Annotated in this window: 13 protein-coding genes; 11 read left to right on the forward strand and 2 right to left on the reverse strand. The window is 69.4% G+C overall.

Annotated features, from left to right (window positions below; translation table 11 throughout):
* Window positions 1-3 precede the first annotated feature (3 nt).
* Window positions 4-774, forward strand: coding sequence for an SDR family NAD(P)-dependent oxidoreductase (locus QPK52_RS26180; RefSeq protein WP_410539981.1), 771 nt, complete (start codon window positions 4-6; stop codon window positions 772-774).
* Between the two features lie 19 nt (window positions 775-793).
* Here QPK52_RS26180 and QPK52_RS26185 read toward each other — a convergent pair whose 3' ends face one another.
* A complete protein-coding gene (locus QPK52_RS26185) occupies window positions 794-1567 on the reverse strand; it encodes a TetR family transcriptional regulator (RefSeq protein WP_410539982.1) in 774 nt (257 codons plus the stop codon).
* Between the two features lie 889 nt (window positions 1568-2456).
* Here QPK52_RS26185 and QPK52_RS26190 point away from each other — a divergent pair.
* The 8 genes from QPK52_RS26190 (at window position 2457) to QPK52_RS26225 (ending at window position 12310) form a co-directional block, all read left to right on the forward strand.
* On the forward strand, window positions 2457-3389 hold the full coding sequence (locus QPK52_RS26190; protein WP_410539983.1) for a ParB/RepB/Spo0J family partition protein: 933 nt from the start codon (window positions 2457-2459) through the stop codon (window positions 3387-3389).
* 852 nt (window positions 3390-4241) lie between these two features.
* Window positions 4242-5414 (forward strand): NAD(P)/FAD-dependent oxidoreductase, encoded by a 1173-nt coding sequence (locus tag QPK52_RS26195; protein ID WP_410539984.1) that lies wholly within the window; start codon window positions 4242-4244, stop codon window positions 5412-5414.
* Window positions 5411-5710 (forward strand): 2Fe-2S iron-sulfur cluster-binding protein, encoded by a 300-nt coding sequence (locus QPK52_RS26200; protein ID WP_410539985.1) that lies wholly within the window; start codon window positions 5411-5413, stop codon window positions 5708-5710. Before QPK52_RS26195 ends, QPK52_RS26200 begins: the two co-directional genes overlap by 4 nt.
* Window positions 5711-5755: 45 nt before the next feature.
* Window positions 5756-6508: a hypothetical protein gene (locus QPK52_RS26205; protein WP_093852510.1), complete on the forward strand. Its 753-nt coding sequence runs from the start codon at window positions 5756-5758 to the stop codon at window positions 6506-6508.
* A 90-nt stretch (window positions 6509-6598) separates the two neighbouring features.
* Window positions 6599-8011, forward strand: coding sequence for an ATP-grasp domain-containing protein (locus tag QPK52_RS26210; protein WP_410539986.1), 1413 nt, complete (start codon window positions 6599-6601; stop codon window positions 8009-8011).
* On the forward strand, window positions 8008-9333 hold the full coding sequence (locus QPK52_RS26215; RefSeq protein WP_410539987.1) for an acetyl-CoA carboxylase biotin carboxylase subunit family protein: 1326 nt from the start codon (window positions 8008-8010) through the stop codon (window positions 9331-9333). The genes QPK52_RS26210 and QPK52_RS26215 overlap by 4 nt, the downstream gene beginning before the upstream one ends.
* Window positions 9330-10592: an acetyl-CoA carboxylase biotin carboxylase subunit family protein gene (locus QPK52_RS26220; protein WP_410539989.1), complete on the forward strand. Its 1263-nt coding sequence runs from the start codon at window positions 9330-9332 to the stop codon at window positions 10590-10592. The genes QPK52_RS26215 and QPK52_RS26220 overlap by 4 nt, the downstream gene beginning before the upstream one ends.
* The gene (locus QPK52_RS26225; protein ID WP_410539991.1) at window positions 10589-12310 is read left to right on the forward strand and encodes a DUF885 domain-containing protein; all 1722 of its coding nucleotides are present in this window, start codon (window positions 10589-10591) and stop codon (window positions 12308-12310) included. Before QPK52_RS26220 ends, QPK52_RS26225 begins: the two co-directional genes overlap by 4 nt.
* 109 nt (window positions 12311-12419) lie before the next feature.
* Here QPK52_RS26225 and QPK52_RS26230 read toward each other — a convergent pair whose 3' ends face one another.
* Window positions 12420-12878 (reverse strand): winged helix-turn-helix transcriptional regulator, encoded by a 459-nt coding sequence (locus QPK52_RS26230; protein ID WP_410539992.1) that lies wholly within the window; start codon window positions 12876-12878, stop codon window positions 12420-12422.
* A gap of 86 nt (window positions 12879-12964) precedes the next feature.
* On the opposite strand from QPK52_RS26230, the gene QPK52_RS26235 reads away from it, so the two are divergent.
* On the forward strand, window positions 12965-14224 hold the full coding sequence (locus tag QPK52_RS26235) for an MFS transporter (protein ID WP_410539993.1): 1260 nt from the start codon (window positions 12965-12967) through the stop codon (window positions 14222-14224).
* 522 nt (window positions 14225-14746) lie between these two features.
* The gene (locus tag QPK52_RS26240) at window positions 14747-16075 is read left to right on the forward strand and encodes an aminotransferase class V-fold PLP-dependent enzyme (RefSeq protein WP_410539994.1); all 1329 of its coding nucleotides are present in this window, start codon (window positions 14747-14749) and stop codon (window positions 16073-16075) included.
* The last annotated feature ends 246 nt before the right edge of the window (window positions 16076-16321 follow it).

Below are 16321 nucleotides of genomic sequence, written 5' to 3' on the forward strand. Positions count from 1 at the left end.
TCCGTGGCGAACGAACCTCTGCTGCAGGGCAAGGTAGTCATGATCACCGGCGCTTCGAGCGGCATCGGAGCCGAGTCCGCACGCCTGTTCGCAGCCGAAGGCGCAGCCGTAGTGCTGACCGCGCGCCGCGCGGGGCACCTCGAGCGGCTCGGCGCCGAGATCCAAGCCGCCGGCGGGCGGGCGCTCGCGGCCCCCGGGGACGTCACCCGCCCCCAGGACATGCGCGACGTGGTCGAGAAGGCCGTCGACACCTTCGGGCGGCTCGACGCGGCCTTCAACAACGCTGGATGGACTTCCACCGGCACGGCCTTCCACGAGATCGGCGACGACGAGTACGACCGGATCATCGAGGTGAACCAGCGCGGTGTCTGGAATGCGATGCGCGCGCAGATCACCGCGATGCTGGCCGCTGGTACGGGCGGCGCCATCGTCAACACCTCCAGCGTCGCAGGTGTGCGCGCCACCGGAGTCGCAGCCCCTTACATCGCAGCCAAGCACGCGGTCATAGGCCTGACCCGGGCCGCGGCCGATGAGTACGGTGCGCACGGCATCCGCGTCAACGCCCTCGTCGTGGGGAGCACGGGAACGGAGCTGATGCAGGAGGTGCTGGCCCGTACGCCCGAGTTGTTCGGCCCTTTCGTCGAGCGCGCGATCCAGCAGCGGCTCGCCGCGCCGCAGGAGGTGGCGCAGGCCGCGGCATGGCTCTGCTCGGATCGCTCGTCCTTCATCACGGCGGCAGCGGTTCCCGTCGACGGGGGCTGGACCGCCCGCTGACCAGGTGCCGGGTGATCCGCTAGCCCTCGGTGTCCATGCGACCGCCAGGCATGGCCTGCTGCCATGCCGCGGCCAGGTGGCTCAGAGTCACATGGCGCTCGGCGCCGGCGTGAACGGCCCGCACCTCCGTTCCCGCCAGCAGGCAGTGCACGAGAAAGCCAAGGGTTTCTCTCGAACAACCCACGGTGCTGCCGGGGCTGCTGCATGCCCGGTCCGCCAGTCTGGCCACATGACCGCGCCAGGTGTCGCGCCACGCGAAGTGCCCCGTCAGGTCGTCACGGCTGAGTCGGCTGCAGGCGAGCACCGTCAGATCGTCGTCGATGAGCAGTGAGGCGAGCCGCAGAGTGAGGCTGGCCAGGCCCTGCAGGGGCTCCGTGTCTTCTCCCGCCTCGGCTTCGACTGCCTCGGAGGTGCGCTTCACGCCGTCCAGGTACACCTCCTGGACGAGGGCTTGTTTCGTCGGGAAATGGAAGCTCACCGCTCCCAGTGTCACGTGCGCGCGTGCCGCCACGCGGACCAGGGTGGTCCCGTGGTACCCGGACCGTACTATCTCGCCGGCCGCGGCCTGCAGGACCCTCTCGCGGGTGCGCATCGCTCGTCTCTGCGTCACTTCAACCTCTTGTGATCCACCGCGGGCCGGTGCGGGGGCCGGTGTGGATCGTGGGTAATCGGGCTTGCTGACCGTTTCAGAGAAGGCCGGGTGTTGGCCGGCCTTCGGCTGTTGTGCGTAAGCGGGGGCATCGGAGGTCTGAGCTCTTCCCGGACGCATCGCGCGCCACCGGGCAGGTCGCATCGGCCAGGGATGTGCTGTCGGCGCGGATTGCGGACGGAGTCATCACGCCTCCCGAAGAGTTGCTACTTGAAACCATTCTGCCGTTGCCGATCCGGGAAAGGGGTGTGAGCCCGGCTTATTGGCTGAAAGGTTTCGCTCAGTGCCGCCTGTCCGGCCGTCATCGCGGACGTCCGTGCCCGAGGGGGCAAGGCGGTGAAAGATTGCGAAAAGGGTGTTTCGGCATCAAGTGGGACCTGTTTTCGCCGGGAGTTCCCGGCGGGTCGAGCCGGTGCGTCCGGCACCCCGGCCGCGCCGGCAGGTGATGAGGTGCGGGTCGGCGCGTCGCCTTGCCCTGGGGCGGGTCGGCACTTTCGCCCCCTTGTCTTCTCGGTGCCGGCGACGCACCATAAAAATAATATTTTTGTAATGGGTTGGGCACGCACGGCTGCTGACGGGGGGCACCGCCCATGGGCGCGCCGACTGCTTGGAGAAGGAGCGTGTGGCAGCGCGGAGGTGCTCGACCGTACATCCCGGTGACCGCCAGCGCCGCAGGGACCACGTGTCCGGTTCGTCGGTGCCGGCCGAGGTTCGCGATGCGCTGGTCGCCGACGCCGACCTCCCGCGTTTTCCGCCCGAGACCAGGGCGCCGCCCGCCGGACGAGCGAGTCGGGTTACATGGGGCCCCGCCCGGAATGGGGCTTCGCCGAAGTCGGCTCCCGGCGCGACGCCTCGATCGCCACGAAAGGCGCCGGTCGGCGCATCCTGCTGCACGCGGTCTACTTTCGGAGGGTTACTGATGAGTACTGAGGCCATGCTCCCGCAGAAACCTGCCGGGTGCCGAGCGGGCCAGGTGCCCGGGCGCAGCCGTGAGGGGCAGGCTCCGGAGTTACCGGGACCCCCGCTGTCCGAGGTGGAGAAGGTTCCGATCGCTCTGCTCCGCCCGGCCGACTCACCCCGCAAGCAGGGCACCGACAGCCGACACGTGAGTCTCCTCGCCGGATCGGACGCGGTTCTTCCGCCGATCGTGGTCCACCGCGGCACGATGCGGATCATCGACGGAATGCACCGGCGTCAAGCGGCTGTGCTCAGAGGCGAAAGCCATGTGGCGGTGCGGTACTTCGAGGGAAGCGAGCAGGACGCCTTCGCGTTCGCCGTCAAGGCGAACACCACGCACGGTCTACCACTCTCCGCCGAAGAGAGGTCCGCGGCAGCCAAGCGTCTTCTCGGCTCGCACCCGCAGTGGTCCGACCGGGCGGTCGCGGCAGTGGCCGGTGTCTCCGCCAAGACGGTTCGCTCGCTCCGGCGGGACACCGCGCCGGCCGGCGCGGTGTCCCGGGTCGGCCGTGACGGCCGCGCACGTCCGGTCAGCACCGCCGACGGGCGACTGCGGGCGCGCGAGATGATGGAGAAGAACCCTCAAGCGTCATTGCGCACCGTGGCCAGGAAGGCCGGCGTGTCGCCATCGACTGTGCGCGACGTCCGCGAACGCCTGCGACGCGGGGAGCACGTCGTCCCGCAGAACCAACGGCCGAAGAGCGAAGGCCGGATGGACGGGCTCTCCACGACGCTGCCCGTGAAGTCGGTGGAGCAGCCCGCGGTGACAGTGTGGAGCCTGACGAAGGACCCGTCCCTCCGCCTCACGGAAGACGGCCGCCGCTTGCTCCGCCTGCTGATGACGCACCGGCTCCCGGAGCAGCGATGGGAGGAGCTCATCGCGACCGTGCCCCCACATGCCGCAACCGCGATATCGGAGGCGGCCCGGGGGTGCGCACACGCCTGGAACGCGTTTGCCGACCGGCTGTCGGCACGTCATGGGGAATCTCCCCGTGAGAAGAAGCGGTGAGTCACCACGGGTGTGCGACTGAGGACGAGCCGCAGTTGCACACCCGTGGCTGCCGGAAGTGCCGGTGAAACGCCCCGGCTCTTCCGGCAGCGACCGAGGTCTTTTCCCCGAGCGCGGCCGGATCCCGGCGGCCAGTTGAGTTCTCCGTCCACGGCAGCACGTGAACGGGACGTCATCGTGCGAGCCGACTCGTTCGACCCTGGCGGCGCGGTGACGCCGGTGCCTGTGGGGCCCGGAGACCGCACGACACCGACCGCTCGGAGCCGGTGCGCCGCCACACCGTTTCTGCCTGGCGGTGAGGGCGGCCCTCCCGGGCGGGGGACGAGTCGAGTACGCCGCGGGCGCAGGCGGCGGACAGGCTGTGGGCGGGGCCGGGAAGGGCCTGTAAACCCTACGGAGGCCGTCTGAAGGACTCTTGTCACCGCTGTCACCGCCCTGCCCTCCGTTCTGCGGAGCCGCTTCCCGAGTGAGCGAGTGCGGCGGTCCGGCTGACCGGTATGACGGTGTCGCCCAAGACGGAAGAGGCCGCACAGCAGGCGGCCTCGGCCGACCCCGGGCGATCGGTCCAAGGGGTCCCGTCCCAGGGGCCGCCGGCAGCGCTTGGCGGTGCGTCGCCGACTGCCGGGTGCCAGGCCGTGGGACACAGGCGTCCGGTGGACAGAACCACCTTTGAAAGATAGAAAAGCTGCGGCCGTCGCAATTTCCCATGAGTTGCTGCCAGTCCGGGAACCCGAGAGCGGGCGAAGCCCCGACACCTTCCCTTGACGGCGCGATCAGAGCGCTGAATGATGAAAACGTTCCTCACGGAATGCTTCCTGACTGCAGCGTGAAAGATGCGCCGCGACGGTTTTCGTGAGTGCGGAAACATCGAATGACAGGCGCGAAGATTTCCGGGTGGTCAACCGGCTGATCGGCTGCGATATTTCGGTAGCCCGAACTATTCGACCGAACGTTGAAGAGCCTGGATTTCAGGATGAGAAAACTGGATTTCAGGATGGATCGAGTGTAGGGGATCGAGTGGAGATGACCGCGGTCGACACAGAGACAATCGCGGACGTGGCCGTCGTCGGAGCCGGCCCGGCCGGCCTGTACGCCGCCTACTGCGCAGGGTTCCGAGGGCTTTCCAGCGCGGTGGTCGACGCGCTGCCGGAACCAGGAGGCCAGATCGCGGCCCTGTACCCGGAGAAGAGAATCCACGACGTCTCCGGCCACGTGGCCGTGCGAGGCCGGCAACTGGTTGACAACCTGGTCGCCCAGGTCGCGCCGTTCGACCCGCACTACCTGCTCGGCCGGGCGGCGGTCTCCCTGAAGCCGGGCGAGGGGGGAGACTGGGCGGTCGGGCTGGAGAGCGGCGGGCGGGTGCGTGCCGGAGCCGTCGTGATCGCGGCCGGGCTGGGCCGTTCGGTCCCGCGCACTCTGCCCTGCCTGCAGCCCTACGTGGGACGCGGCGTGGCGCACCACGTGCCGCGCCTCGATGAGCACCGGGACCGCGACGTGGTGATCGTGGGCGGCGGCGACAGCGCTGTCGACTGGTCCATCGCTCTCGCGCCGATCGCCCGGTCCGTCACCGTCGTCCACCGGCGCTCGGCGTTCCGCGCGCACGAGCACAGCGTCAAGCAAATGTACGCAGCCGGTGTTCGCGTGCTGACCGATGCCCGGGTGACGGGCTGTTATGGCGCGAAGAACCTGGAAGAAGTGCGCGTCCAGACCGGCGGGGAAGAATTGACACTGCCGGTACAGGCTCTTGTTGCGGCTTTGGGGTTCATTACGAACCTGGGACCGATCGCCGCCTGGGGCCTTCAGATGGAGCATCACCGGATCGTGGTCGACAGGGCGATGCGGACGAACCTGCCACGGGTTTACGCGGTCGGCGACATCTGTACCTACGAGGATCGCGTCCCACTCATTTCGGTGGGCTTCGGCGAGGCGGCGACTGCGGCGAACCACGTGGCGGTAGAGCTGCGCCCCGGCTCCCGGCTCGCGCCGGAGCACTCCACCGACCGCGACACCACCCTGCCGTCATGACCATGAACAAGCTGACCGTGCTTCCGACGGAAACCGAAATCCTGCTGCCGGCGGGATCTCCTCTCACCGAAGTCGAGTACGAAACTCCGCAGCGGCTCATCCCGTTCGGATGCCGCTCCGGATCGTGCGGCGCGTGCGTCATCCAGGTGCTGGAAGGCTTCGGCTCCCTTGGCGAACCCGACGACGACGAACGCGACTTCCTAGAAGACCTCGGCCGGACCACCGGCGACCACCGTCTGGCCTGCCAGTGCCGGCTGCGGGGCGACGCCACCATCCGCGTCGCCGACGACATCTGAACCGCTCGTACCGAACACCCGAGAACACACGAGAAAGGCGACACCATGTTGAACCGCGTGAACAACGTCGGTTACGGGGACCGTACCCCGTTCCTCAACGCGGCCGCTTCGGCGAAGCTGCGCGCCGAGATCGACCGGCAGCTCGACCAGCAGGTCCTCGAGTGGTACGCCAATGTCCCCGAGGCCGCGCACCTGGAGGGCAAGAACGTCGACTCCGAGTACTACAAGCGGAACCTGATCGAGACCGCCTACCGCATCCGGATGCTGCGGGTAGCCGAGGCCAAGGCGCTGGTGGAGATCGCCAAGCGCAGCCCGGAGGCGGCACAGGTCTGGGCCAACTACGAGCAGGAGGAGATGCTCCACGACGAACTGTTCCTCGACGACCTGGAGAAGGTGGGCGTGTCGCGCGAGCAGTTCCTGGCGACCGAGCCCTACCTGTCGACCAAGCTGCTGACCGGCTACTTCTCCTACCTCCTGGACCACGAGGGCCCGCTCGGCGTGGTGGCGTACTCCTATCTGGTCGAGTACGTGAACGTCAAGCTGGAGCCCAGGAAGCTGGAGGCGCTGAAGGGATCGGTCGGCGAGGACAACATCGGCGGCCAGATCAACCACTCGCACACCGACATCAACGACGACCACCCCGGCGAGGTGTGGGCGGCCGTCCGGCACCTGCTCCGGAACGAGGACGACATCGCCGCGTTCAAGCGGTACCTCCGCGAGCACCAGACGCTCCTGGCGCAGTACTTCGAGGAGCTCTACCTGGACACCATCGCCAAGGCCGACAAGCAGCCGGCCTGACCTTCGTCCTCGGCGGGGGCGCGGCGTGACCACGCTGCGCCCCCGCCCGCCGGTGAGGAGGCCGGATTGAGCATGGAAAAAGACAGGGGAGTGCTACTGCTCAGCCATGTCGGGTTCTCGTTCATGGAGGATCTCGTCGACACGGTCAGGTCCCGGGGACTGAAGACCTGCGTGCTCAGCTCGATGCCGGAGCCGAAGCACCAGGGATCCCGGCCCGGAACGTTGGCCGACCTCGCCGACGACGTCCGGGTGACCGCCGAGCACGTGCTGACTCCACGCGACGTCGAGGAGTACCTCGACCATCTGGAGGCCGCGGGCACGTCGGTATCGTGCTGCCTCACTGTCTGGGAGGGCTACCGGTACCTGATGGCGCTGGCCAATGCCCGCCTGGGGGTGCCGGACCTGGACGAGAAGCAGGTTCTGGAACTGCGCGACAAGCTGACGCTGCGAAACCGCCTCGCCGACGCCGGCCTCAGCCGTGGCCGGGCGTCCGCACTCACCCCCGAGACGCTTGCCGAACGCCGACGCGAGGGTGGCCGCTACTTCGTGAAGCCGGTCAGCGGCATCGCCTCGTTCGGAACGTTCCCCCTCACCGCCGACACGACCTGGGCTGACCTGGAACGCATCGCCGCCGAGGTGCGCTCCGACACGGTCTACGCCGGCGTCTTCACCACCACCCCGGACCCCGGCGGCCCCGCGGGCCCCGGGCCGCGTCCGGAAACGGCCGCGGACAAGGGCGCGGAACCGGACGCGAGCACCGGGCACGACAGGGGCTTCGGGATGGAGTTCCTCGTCGAGGACTACGTGCCCGGTCGGGAGTTCAGTTTCGAGGTGATCGTCGTAGACGACGAACCGCATGTGGTGGCCGTGCACGAGAAATGCGAGGTCACGGAGGCAGCGGGTACCGTACTCGAGAACGCCTGCGTCAGCCCGCCCACGAGCCTGTCCCAGGAAGAGATCGCCGCCGGGATCCGCTGGGTGGCGAGGGTGCTGGACACCCTCGGCCTCGGTTGGGGCTGTTTCCATGTCGAGGCGCGGCACGCTCCGTCCGGCTGGGACCTGATCGAGGTCAACCCGCGCGTCGCCGGCAGCCTGATCTCACCCAGCGTGGCGGCGATGACCGGTGGTCCCAGCCTGCTCGACCTCTGGCTGGACTCCCTGCTCACCGCCCGCAGGCCGACTGGATTCCTGAAAACGCTGAAGGAGCTGTCGTTCTCGGTGGACGGCACCACGCGGAGCGGGAACGCGACGTTCTTCCGCGTCTTCTTCGCCGCCCCCGGGACCATCCGTGAGGTGGGACTGAACGACGCTCTCCCGCTCCGGCCAGTGGTGGCGCAGATTCTTCTCAACCCCGGCGACACCGTGGGGACATCCTCGCGCGAGGTGTTCCTCGGGCAGGTGCTCTGGAGCATGGACCGAGCCGACCAGGACGCGATCCTCCCCGGGCTGCTGCCCGCCTCCGAGCGCGCGATCGAGGTCGTGTACGAGACGGAGCGCGGATGACCGGGCCGATCCTCCTCATCGTCGACTACAACCTGAGCCGTATCGACGAGGTCCGCTACCTGCGGGACTACGCACGCGAACGCCACGGCGCGACGGTGGTCCTGATCCGCGCCGACCCCACCGAAGCCGACCGTTCCATCGCCGACGAGGTAATCGATCTCGATCCACTGCGCGACGACTTCACCGAGATGGGCGAGAAACTGCTCGGCGGCATGCGCGAGCGGATCAGGGCGGGCATCGTCTTCTCCGACAACGCCGTGCGCAGCGGGGCCGAACTGCTCGAGCGGCTCGGCCTCCCGGTCGACTCACCGCAGCTGGCAGAGGGGGCGTTCTCCAAGTACCGCTACCGGCTCGGCGAGGCGGACGTGGCCGACCTGCTGGCGGCGCAACGAATCATGGTGCCGGCCTTCGCCGAGGTCGCCTCGCTAGACCAACTGAGGGACTTCATGCGCGACCATCCCGAGGGCTTCATCGTCAAGCCCGTGGCGGAGGGCAACAACCGCGGCGTCGCGATGGTCCGCCCCGGTGACGACCTGACGTCGGTGTTCGCCGAGATGCTCCCTTACCTGGAAGACGGAGTCATCTGCGAGGAGATCATCCCGTACCGGCGTGAGTACTCCTTCGACGGGCTGGGCTCGCTGGCGTTCCTCACCGAGAAGATCAGCGCGCGCGGCCGGTATCCGGTCGAGGTCGCGCAGGTGCTGCCCGCCAGGGTGAACGCCCGCGAGCGCTCAACACTGGAGAGGGCGGGAAGGCAGGCGAACTGGCTGGTCGGCCAGTGCGACGGGCCGTTCCACAACGAGGTCAAGCTGAGCGACGACGGGCTGCGTGCCGCGGTCGTGGAGCCCAACAGGCGGCCGGCCGGGATGAAGATCTGGTCACTGGCCCGATGGGTCTACGGGATCGACCTGCACCACCGCTGGGTCGACACGGCCTTCGGCACGGCCTCCGAAGCGGAGCGGCTGGTGCCTGGCTGCTCGGCGTCGACGGTGATGCTCGGCGTCGGCAGCGACCGCTCGTTCTCCCCGGACGACGTCGGGGCCGATGCGGACCCGTTCGCGGACGCCGTCCGGGCCACCGCCGAACACTTCGGCCTGGCCGAGGGGGAACTGACCGTCACGGAGTTCTCCTGGCTGTCGCCCGAGCGCCGCGACCTGCATGCCGTCGCCCGCGACAACGCGGACTTCGCGGCGCAGGGCTGCGTCGTTCTGCGTGGTGACCGCGCCGACATCCGCACCGTCGTCCACGCACTGCGCGAGGCCTGGCTGGACGCCCTGGACAGCGCTATCGCCCTCCCCGCTCCCGTCAGGAAGGCCCGATGAAGATCCTCATCCTGCACCGCGTGCCCTACTTCAAGATCGAATACCATCGAGGGATCTCCCACGACCGGCATGAGGTCACCTACTTCGGAACCGACCGGGCGCTGGCCACCCTGCCGCCCGGCCTGCGCTGCGAGCGGGTGAGCCGCCCGGGCGTGCGCTCGGCCTTCGAGGAGGCCCGGGACTGGCTGGCGGAGCGGCCCCGTGACTTCGACCGTGTCATCTCGGTGTCGGAGTACGAGCTGCTCGACGCCGCCCGGCTGCGCGAGCACCTGGGCGTCCCGGGCGCGCTTGTGGACCAGGTCACGCTCGCCCGCGACAAGGTCCTGATGAAGCAGGCCGTCGGGGAAGCCGGCCTCCGGGTACCACGCTTCCTCCCGTTGCCGCGCTTCCTCGAACGGGACGGCCGGGCGCCCTGGTACGGCCGGACCGTACTCAAACCGCATCGCGGCGCGTCCAGCGAGGACGTGCTCGTGTTCGACACCCCGCAACACGCCCACGCGGCGATCACCGGGGGCCGCACCGGCGTTGCCCGGCTCGATGCCGGGAGCGGCCGGGGCGACTTCCAGGTCGAGGAGTTCGTCTCCGGGCCGATCAGGCACTTCGACGGCCTGGTGCAGGGGGGCGAGGTCCTGCTCCTCAGCGCGAGCGAGTACGTGGGCACCTGCCTGGAGTACGCGCAGGGCCGGCCGATGGGATCGTTCCAGGTCGGATTCTCCGAGGAGACGCGCGCCTGGGTGTCGCGCGCCCTGGCCGCCGTGCGGATCGAGGACGGCAGCTTCCACCTCGAGGCGATAGTCCATGAGGGGGATCTGGTCTTCCTCGAGGTCGGCAACAGGGTCGGGGGAGCCGACGTGGTCGCCACCGTCGAGCTGGCCACCGGCGTCCACCTGCCGTCGTACGAGCTGCGAGCCCTGCTCGGCGAGCCCGTCGCCGGGGCACTCCCCGAGCCGCCCGCCGTCCGCCGTCGGTACGGCTGGTTCGTCTACCCCGGCCACCATCTGGCCGGACGGGAGTTCCGGGGCCTCGGCGGGGCCGTGGCGTTCCGTTCCAGCCCGTGCGTGGTCGCCTGGAACGAACTGCCGCGCGGCGGGCTGCTGCCGGACCACATCACCTACCAGGCCGGAGAGACGGTTCTCGCGGGGATCATCGCGACGGACACCCCCGAGGACACCCGGGACTGGATCGTCGAAATGTTCGACTCCCTCTCGGTCCGCACCCGCCCGGCCGTCCCCGCGACTCCGGAAGAGGTCCCGGCATGACCGTCCTGAACGATCTCGCGGACCGGTACGTGGATGAGCTGGCCGCGCTGGATCCCTGCCTGGCCGCTGCGATGGGCATCGCCGGGCAGGAGGGGCGGCTGACCGACTTCGGCCCGCAGGCGGCGCACGCGCGGGCGGAGCTGGCGCGTCGCACGCTGAAGGCGGTGGACGACACGCCGGTCGCGGGGGGAACGGAGCGAATCGCGGCGGCGGTGCTGCGGGAGCGGCTCGCCACGGAGGTGGCGCTGGCTGACGCCGGCGCGCACGCAACGTTGCTGGAAACCATCGACGGGCCTGTCCAGCGGGTGCGGCAGGCGGTGGAAGTACTGAATCAGGGCGGTGACACCGGGTGGGACGCCTTACTGGCGCGGCTGCGGGCCGTCCCGGGGGCACTGGCCGGGCTGCGGGAGAGCCTGGAGGCGGCGCGGCGCGGCGGCCGGGTCGCGCCGCGCCGCCAGGTGGTCCGCAACGCCCGGGAGTGCCGAAGCATGCGGCAGTACCTGGCCGGGGTGCCCGCCGGGTGCGGCGACGGTGTCCTGCGAGACGCCATGGAGAAGGCTGCGGCGGACGCGAACGAGGCGTTGACGGGTTTCGCGGCGTATCTGTCGGAGGAGCTCGCGGCTGATGCGCCGGATCTGGACGCGCTGGGCCCGGATCGCTACCAGCTAGGGGTGCGGGAGTTCCTCGGCACCCGACTGGACCTGGAGGCGACCTACGCGTGGGGCTGGGACGAACTGGCCCGGGTACAACGGGAGACGGCCGAGGCGGCGGCACAGATCGCCCCCGGCGAGCCGGTGCCGGCGGTGCTGGCGGCGCTCGACAGCGACCCGCGGTACCAGGTGACGGGCACGGCGGCGTTCCGCGACTGGATCCAGGGACTCGCCGACGGCGCCATCGCGGATCTGGACGGGACGCACTTCGAGATCCCCGGGCCGCTGCGGCGGATCGACTGCCGGATCAGCCACACCGACGGGCCCGCCTTGTACCTGGCGCCCAGTGAGGACCTGTCGCGGCCCGGGACGGTCTGGTGGACGCTGACCGACCCGGATGCGCCGATTCCGACGTGGACAGTGCCGAGCACGATGTTCCACGAGGGTGTCCCGGGCCATCACCTGCAGCTGGGCGTGACGACCCTCAACACCGCCACCCTCAACCGGTTCCAGCGGCTGTCGTGCGAGCTGCATCCGGGGCACTGCGAGGGGTGGGGCCTGTACGCCGAGCGTCTGATGGACGAGCTGGGCTACTTCGCCGACCCCGCGCACCGGCTGGGGATGCTGGTCGGGCAGCGGTGGCGTGCCGCGCGGGTCGTGCTGGACATCGGGCTGCACCTGCGTCTGCCGATCCCCGCGGGCACCGGGTTCCACGAAGGGCGGAAATGGACGCCGCGGCTGGGCCGCGAGTTCCTCACCGAGCGCTGCGGGCTGGGCCCGCCCGGGTTCGTCGAGTTCGAGATCGACCGGTATCTGGGGCGCCCCGGGCAGGCCATCGCCTACAAGCTGGGGGAGAAGGCGTGGCTGGAGGCGCGGGACGCGGCTCGTCGCCGCGATGGTGCCGCGTTCGACCTCAAGCAGTTCCACCGCCATGCCCTGGACCTGGGGCCGATGGGCCTGGACCTGCTGCGTGCCGAACTGACCCGCCAGGTCGGCGGGGGATCGGGCGGCTCGACCGGGCGCGGTGGAGACGCGTCGGCGCCGGCCTCGGTGCGGGCGCGGCGGTAGGACCCGTCGGCCGGGGCCGCGGCTCCGGCCGGCTCTCCCGGGACCGCCGCCTCCCGGGCGGGCGTGTGGAGGGTGCGGTGTCCTCGAGGTCTGGAGTGGCCGGGGTTTTCTACCGGGTCTTACGCACGTGGGTGGTGTCGGCGTCGAGGGGGGTGCCGTCGGTGGTGATCGGTGTGATTTCCGGTACCGGGGCGCCGTGCCGGTCGACGAGGGTGGAGTGGGTCTCGCCGGGTGCGAAGGCGTGGCGTTCCCCCCACTGGCGCAGAGTGAGGATGACGGGGAAGAGGGCGCGGCCGGCGTCGGTGAGTACGTACTCCCGGCGGCGGCCCGACGGTGCGGTGCGCTGGGCGAGGAGTCCGTGAGCGGTGAGCTTGCGGAGGCGGTCGGTGAGGATGTTGCGGGCGATGCCGGTGCGTCGCTGGAACTCGGTGAACGATCGTGCGCCGTCCATCGCGTCGCGGATGACGAGAAGGCTCCACCTGTCGCCGACGAGGTCGAGCGTGCGGGCGACGGGGCAGTCGGGGTCGGTCCAGCCGGTGTCCGGGGCGCGCCCGGTGCTGCGTGACATGCCACCTCCCATAGGTTGCGGATTGAAACCATCATGCCGTACCGTCGGATCAGTTGCAATTTGCTACTGATTGGGATTGGGGCGCAATGGACGTATGGCGACGGCTGCTGCTCGCAGTGGTGTGTGGTGTCGCTGTGGCGAGCATCTATGCCGCACAACCGGTTCTGGAGCCGATGGGGCGCGACCTCGGTGTATCGGCCGGACTCGCGGGATGGATCGTCGCGACCGGACAGTTCGGCTACCTGGCAGGGCTGGTGCTGCTGGTTCCGCTCGGCGACGTGGTCGACAGGCGCCGGCTCATCGCCGTGCACCTGGCGATCACCGCAGGGGGAATGCTCCTGACGGCCTCGGCGTCGGCCGCGTGGGCGGCCTTCGCCGGGCTCGCGGCGGCCGGGGTGTTCGCGGTCGTGGTGCAGACCACGGTGGCCTACGCCGCGTCGGTCTCGGAGCCCGCCGAACGCGGACGGAACATCGGTGTCGTGACCTCGGGCGTCGTGGTCGGCATCCTGGGCGCGCGGGTCGTCACCGGCGCGCTCGCCGACGTGTGGGGCTGGCGGAGTGTCTATGCCGTGCTCGCGGTGCTGTCGCTCGGGTTGGCGGCCCTGGTCCTCGCCGTACTGCCGCCGGAGGAGCGCCCCGGCCCGCCCACGGAGTACCGGCAGGTCGTCGCCTCGCTCGGCGGACTGTTCGGGCAGCGCCTCTTCCTGACACGCGGGCTCATCGCGTTCTTCCTGTTCGCGTCCTTCGGAACCCTGTGGAGCGGACTCTCCCTGCCGCTGATGGACACACCGTGGCAACTGAGCGAGAGCCAGGTCGGACTGTTCGGCATCGCCGGACTGGCCGGCGCGCTCGGCGCGGCACGTGCCGGGCGGTGGGCGGACGCAGGACGGGCGGTCCCGGTCACCGGTCTCGCACTCGCCCTGCTGGTCCTCTCATGGGCGGCGATCGCGCAGCTGCCGTGGTCGCTGTGGCTCCTCATCGCAGGCATCGTGGTCCTCGACTTCGCGGTCCAGGCCGTGCACGTGAGCAACCAGCACCTGCTCACCACCGCGCATCCGGACCGCGTCAGCAGCGTCATCGGGGGCTACATGGTCTTCTACTCACTCGGTTCCGCTCTCGGCGCGGCCGCGACCACCGCCGTCTTCGCCGCCGGCAGCTGGGCGGGATCCAGTCTCCTCGGGGCCGGGTTCGCGGCCTGCGCGCTGGCCGTCTGGGCGGCCGACAGGCGATCGCACCGCGGCAACGCGAACCTCCGGTCCGAGAAGGCGAGGACGCACCGGGCGCGGGAGGGGGCGCGAGACGCTGAACAAGCCGTGCAACCGGCGAGCGACTCCAGGGTTCCCTGACCGCCCCCTTGCCGTCGTCGAGACCACTGCCCGCCAGGCGCGCCGGGTGATCCAGACCCAGGGTGCACCCGGCCGCCGATCCGCTCCGCGAAGTCAACCGTCTGGTCGGGCTTGAACGCCGGCTCCGCTGGCCCTCGGACCCGGGCCCACTGATGGGTGGGGGAGCGCGGCGGAGACTCTCGGGAATGAGAGATCCTTTGTGGCCTGCCCGGACAGAGCTTCCTGTAGGCGGTACCGGGAAGAGCGGCAAGAGCCCCTGCGGAGGGGAAAGCCGGGGCGGGCCGGCGGAGGACCCGGTGTGCCTGCGCAAGCGCCGGTCGGTGATATCCGAAGGAATTAAGCCCGAGACAGTCCGGTGACCTCCCAGTCGCATCCCGGGTGACCTTCTTGACAGGCAGAGCAAAAATAAAATAATTTACGGAGAGTCGCTGGGGGATTCCCGGCGAGAACGAGCGTGGCGGCCACTGCCGCCTTCGTTTCGGCGGTAAAAAGCCTCTGCATCCACTTCATGGAGGAGTAATCGTGTCTATTTCGCGCCCCGAAAGCCTGGTCGGCTCCGAAGCCAAGGGTTTATCGGTGGCTTCGGTAGTCGCGGAGGGTGCTGCCGAGCGGACGGGTTCCCCTCAAGCCTTCGATCCGTACGACTGGAGGTCCGTGCGTGCGCAGTTCCTGCTTTCGCCCGACCTCGCGCACTTGTCGAACTTCTATTTCGCCTCGAACCCGACCCCTGTCCGTGATGCGATCACGAGATACCGGAGGGCTTTCGACGAAAACCCGCACGACTTCCTCGACGACAACATGTTCCGCCGCGACGAGGACATGCTGTGGCGGAGTGTGTGTGCCGCCGCTGCCGAGTATGTGGGTGGACAGCCGGGCGAGATCGCCCTCACCAGCAGCACCACGATGGGGCTCGCTCTGTTCTACAACGGTCTGCGTCTGAAGCCGGGCCAAGAGATCCTGACCACTACGCATGAGTTCTATCCGCACTACGAGGCGATACGTCTTGCCACTGAGAAGTGGGGCGCGAGCATGCGTAAAATACCGCTCTACGAATCGTCGCTGAACTTCTCCGCGGACGAGGCCGTGGACCGGATATGCGCGGCTGTGCGCCCCAACACCCGGATCGTCGGTGTTCCCTGGGTCCAGTCCGGCACCGGCGTGCGGATACCGGTGGCCAAGATCGCAGCCGCCCTCGCGGGCTTGAATCGCAACCGCGACGAAGAAGATCGCGTCCTGCTGGTGGTGGACGGAGTCCACGGCTTCGGCGTGGTGGACGAGGACGTCGCGAAGATGGGCTGCGATTTCTTCTCGGCCGGCACGCACAAGTGGATCCTTGGACCTCGTGGGACGGGGATCGCCTGGGCGAAGGCGGACAACTGGGCACTTGTCCAGCCCACGATCCCCAGTCTCATGACCAAGGAGACAGCCGACGCCTGGCGGCAGGATCGCCGGCCCGTCGGCCCGACCGAAGCCGCGTGGGTCAGTCCGGGCGGATTCTTCGCGTACGAGCACCAGTGGGCCACGGTGGAAGCGTTCCGCTTCCACCGGCAGATCGGGCGTAAGCGGATCCAGGACCGGATCGCCGAGTTGAACAGCCAGATCAAGGAAGGTCTGGCTGCCATGGACCACGTCACCCTGCACACGCCGCTCGATCCCGAACTGTCCGCCGGAATCGTCTGTTTCGACGTCCGGGGCTACAAGCCGCAGGACGTGGCGCAGATCCTCCGTACCAACCGGGTCGTCGCCAACAGCACACCGTACGGGGTTCCGCACGTACGTCTGTCCGCCGGAATCGTCAACTTCCCGGAGGAGATCGAGATGGCCCTGAGGGTCATACGGTCACTGGCCTGATGATCCACGAGCACTGTCGCAAGGTGTACGTGTGCCGGTCCGCCACCCCGGGCTCGTTGGCGGGGTGGCGGACCGGCACTTCCACGGCCCGTTCATCGCGGCCGGCCGGACCGACCACCCCAGAACACCAGTGGTGCGGCAAGCGGGCCACGGCGGATCAGAGTCCTTCGTAACGCCCTCACCGCACCGGGACCGGCATCCATACCGCGGCGCCTCCGGACGCGGCCACCGCGGGCGGCCGGGCCC

The organism is Streptomyces sp. KL2, from assembly GCF_046529545.1.
Taxonomy (GTDB): Bacteria; Actinomycetota; Actinomycetes; order Streptomycetales; family Streptomycetaceae; genus Streptomyces; species Streptomyces radiopugnans.